The sequence below is a fragment of the Haladaptatus sp. W1 genome (assembly GCF_001723155.1).
Lineage (GTDB): Archaea > Halobacteriota > Halobacteria > Halobacteriales > Haladaptataceae > Haladaptatus > Haladaptatus paucihalophilus.
The window spans coordinates 1-3,301 of sequence record NZ_MEIH01000236.1; the positions used below are offsets into that span (position 1 = coordinate 1).

Genomic DNA, 3,301 nt, shown 5'->3' on the forward strand with positions numbered 1-3,301 from the left:
ACTGCTGGGCGGTGGACGGTCCGCGCCGTGACATGGTTTGCGGTACGACGGAGGCGGGCAAAAGGTGTTGGGCGGTCACTGGACCGTCGTCAGATGAGCCGATAGCACGGGTGGCGGGAATGGGCATGAATCAGTCAAATCGTGAAAGAGAGTAGTCAGAAAACATCCATAGTGCTAAAGGACCCTCCCGTTGGAGTTTATATCACATGACAATTGCCCTGACCGAAGACGACCAGGGAAAGCGTGTCATCGAGGCGGATGGTACGGCAGTCGGAATGGTCACGGAGGTACGGCACGGGACGGCGCACGTCGAAGCCGACCCGAGCGTCGTCGAGACGTTACAAACCGAACTCGACACGGGGGGAAACAACGAGAACACGTACGCCTTCTCGGAGGGGGACATCGAACGAATCGAGGACGACACGATAGTCCTCCGGACCCGCGACTGAGCGGATAGTTTCGAAGAAAAAATTACCTCGTGTACCCCTACCCGAGGTAACTAAAGAGTGCGACCGGATTGGTATATACTTTGTGTGTGCCAATTCGATCGCTGGAGATAAACGACTCGCACAGGCAAGCACGAGGCAAACATAAATGAGACAACGAAGAAACAAACGAACCATGAACGGTCAGCCGGATTCCGGGGATATCCCCGCTGGCTGGGAACGAGCACCCATCAGGGGGGACGAGATTCAACTCCAGCACGAGGACGGGAGCATCGCGGTGAAGGCGGTCAAAGCGACGATTTCGGACGAGTGGGAACTCGAACTGGAGGACAGCATCGGCAACAGATACACGACGATTCGACCGGTCGGCCGCGTGGCGACGCGCGACCGCGCTGTTTCGGCGCTGGTATCGTTCGCACGGGAGGTCAATGACCTTCGTCACGAACGCGGGGAGGTGCTGCCGGACGACATCGTTCGGGAAGTACAGCGCAGCGAGCGAGTGCCCGTTTAGACGATTTTTCGCGCGACTTCGGCCACGGCCTCGGCGGAGTCGCCGAGGATGTAGACGATGGGTTCGATGCCTACCCGACGCGACCGCCAGCGGCGTCGCCAGCCCCAGCGCACAGGGACACGAGACGATGAGCACGGTGAGACCGGTGAGGAGGGCGGTGGCGACCGTCGAACCTGTGACGAGGTGGTAGCCCGTCGTGACCACCGCGAGGACGAGCACCGTCGGGACGAAGAGGGTCGCCAGTTTGTCCGCGAGTCGCTGAATTCCCGACCGCGAACTCTGAATCTGCCACAACCGTTCGACGAGTCGGTCGAGCGTGCTGGTCGCGTCGGTACCGACTTCGACGACGATGGGGTTGTCGGACGCGATGGTGCCGCCGAGCACGGGGTCGCCGGAACGTCGCGTCTTGGGAATCGACTCGCCCGTGATGAGCGACTCGTCGATGGCGGCGCTGCCGTCGACAACGGTCCCGTCCACCGGAACACGTTCGCCCGGTCGGACGAGAACGCGGTCGCCCGATACGAGGTCCTCGACGGGAACGGTCTCGTGGTCGTCGTCCTCGATGATGCGGGTGGCGTCGTCCACGTGCGCGCTGGTCAGCTCGGAGAGGCCGCTCGTGGCGCGCTGCTTGATGCGGTCCTCGTAGTAGTTCCCGATGGTGACCACGATGACGATGGTGTGTGGACCCACGTCTACTCGACGTGGACGGTCACCATCGTCATCGTGGTCACCATCGGGAACTACTACGAGGACCGCATCAAGCAGCGCGCCACGAGCGGCCTCTCCGAGCTGACCAGCGCGCACGTGGACGACGCCACCCGCATCATCGAGGACGACGACCACGAGACCGTTCCCGTCGAGGACCTCGTATCGGGCGACCGCGTTCTCGTCCGACCGGGCGAACGTGTTCCGGTGGACGGGACCGTTGTCGACGGCAGCGCCGCCATCGACGAGTCGCTCATCACGGGCGAGTCGATTCCCAAGACGCGACGTTCCGGCGACCCCGTGCTCGGCGGCACCATCGCGTCCGACAACCCCATCGTCGTCGAAGTCGGTACCGACGCGACCAGCACGCTCGACGACTCGTCGAACGGTTGTGGCAGATTCAGAGTTCGCGGTCGGGAATTCAGCGACTCGCGGACAAACTGGCGACCCTCTTCGTCCCGACGGTGCTCGTCCTCGCGGTGGTCACGACGGGCTACCACCTCGTCACAGGTTCGACGGTCGCCACCGCCCTCCTCACCGGTCTCACCGTGCTCATCGTCTCGTGTCCCTGTGCGCTGGGGCTGGCGACGCCGCTGGCGGTCGCGTCGGGTAGGCATCGAACCCATCGTCTACATCCTCGGCGACTCCGCCGAGGCCGTGGCCGAAGTCGCGCGAAAAATCGTCTAAACGGGCACTCGCTCGCTGCGCTGTACTTCCCGAACGATGTCGTCCGGCAGCACCTCCCCGCGTTCGTGACGAAGGTCATTGACCTCCCGTGCGAACGATACCAGCGCCGAAACAGCGCGGTCGCGCGTCGCCACGCGGCCGACCGGTCGAATCGTCGTGTATCTGTTGCCGATGCTGTCCTCCAGTTCGAGTTCCCACTCGTCCGAAATCGTCGCTTTGACCGCCTTCACCGCGATGCTCCCGTCCTCGTGCTGGAGTTGAATCTCGTCCCCCCTGATGGGTGCTCGTTCCCAGCCAGCGGGGATATCCCCGGAATCCGGCTGACCGTTCATGGTTCGTTTGTTTCTTCGTTGTCTCATTTATGTTTGCCTCGTGCTTGCCTGTGCGAGTCGTTTATCTCCAGCGATCGAATTGGCACACACAAAGTATATACCAATCCGGTCGCACTCTTTAGTTACCTCGGGTAGGGGTACACGAGGTAATTTTTTCTTCGAAACTATCCGCTCAGTCGCGGGTCCGGAGGACTATCGTGTCGTCCTCGATTCGTTCGATGTCCCCCTCCGAGAAGGCGTACGTGTTCTCGTTGTTTCCCCCCGTGTCGAGTTCGGTTTGTAACGTCTCGACGACGCTCGGGTCGGCTTCGACGTGCGCCGTCCCGTGCCGTACCTCCGTGACCATTCCGACTGCCGTACCATCCGCCTCGATGACACGCTTTCCCTGGTCGTCTTCGGTCAGGGCAATTGTCATGTGATATAAACTCCAACGGGAGGGTCCTTTAGCACTATGGATGTTTTCTGACTACTCTCTTTCACGATTTGACTGATTCATGCCCATTCCCGCCACCCGTGCTATCGGCTCATCTGACGACGGTCCAGTGACCGCCCAACACCTTTTGCCCGCCTCCGTCGTACCGCAAACCATGTCACGGCGCGGACCGTCCACCGCCCAGCAG

General features: G+C 61.6%; 4 protein-coding genes and 2 pseudogenes. 3 read left to right on the top strand and 3 right to left on the bottom strand.

What is annotated here, in order from left to right; translation table 11 throughout:
- The first annotated feature begins 206 nt into the window (after nucleotides 1-206).
- The gene (locus BG842_RS10445) at nucleotides 207-449 is read left to right on the top strand and encodes a hypothetical protein (protein ID WP_069450682.1); all 243 of its coding nucleotides are present in this window, start codon (nucleotides 207-209) and stop codon (nucleotides 447-449) included.
- Nucleotides 450-621: 172 nt separating this feature from the next.
- Nucleotides 622-957 (top strand): hypothetical protein, encoded by a 336-nt coding sequence (locus BG842_RS10450; RefSeq protein WP_007979862.1) that lies wholly within the window; start codon nucleotides 622-624, stop codon nucleotides 955-957.
- Nucleotides 958-1,029: 72 nt separating this feature from the next.
- Here BG842_RS10450 and BG842_RS27430 read toward each other — a convergent pair.
- Nucleotides 1,030-1,632: pseudogene (locus tag BG842_RS27430) on the bottom strand (HAD-IC family P-type ATPase); the annotation flags it as partial.
- Between the two features lie 129 nt (nucleotides 1,633-1,761).
- Between BG842_RS27430 and BG842_RS33080 the strand changes: the two are divergent.
- Nucleotides 1,762-2,225: pseudogene (locus BG842_RS33080) on the top strand (HAD-IC family P-type ATPase); the annotation flags it as partial.
- Nucleotides 2,226-2,345: 120 nt separating this feature from the next.
- Here the strand turns inward: BG842_RS33080 and BG842_RS10460 are convergent.
- Both BG842_RS10460 and BG842_RS10465 read right to left on the bottom strand, forming a co-directional pair.
- The gene (locus BG842_RS10460) at nucleotides 2,346-2,681 is read right to left on the bottom strand and encodes a hypothetical protein (RefSeq protein WP_007979862.1); all 336 of its coding nucleotides are present in this window, start codon (nucleotides 2,679-2,681) and stop codon (nucleotides 2,346-2,348) included.
- Nucleotides 2,682-2,853: 172 nt separating this feature from the next.
- The gene (locus BG842_RS10465; protein ID WP_069450682.1) at nucleotides 2,854-3,096 is read right to left on the bottom strand and encodes a hypothetical protein; all 243 of its coding nucleotides are present in this window, start codon (nucleotides 3,094-3,096) and stop codon (nucleotides 2,854-2,856) included.
- Nucleotides 3,097-3,301 lie beyond the last annotated feature (205 nt).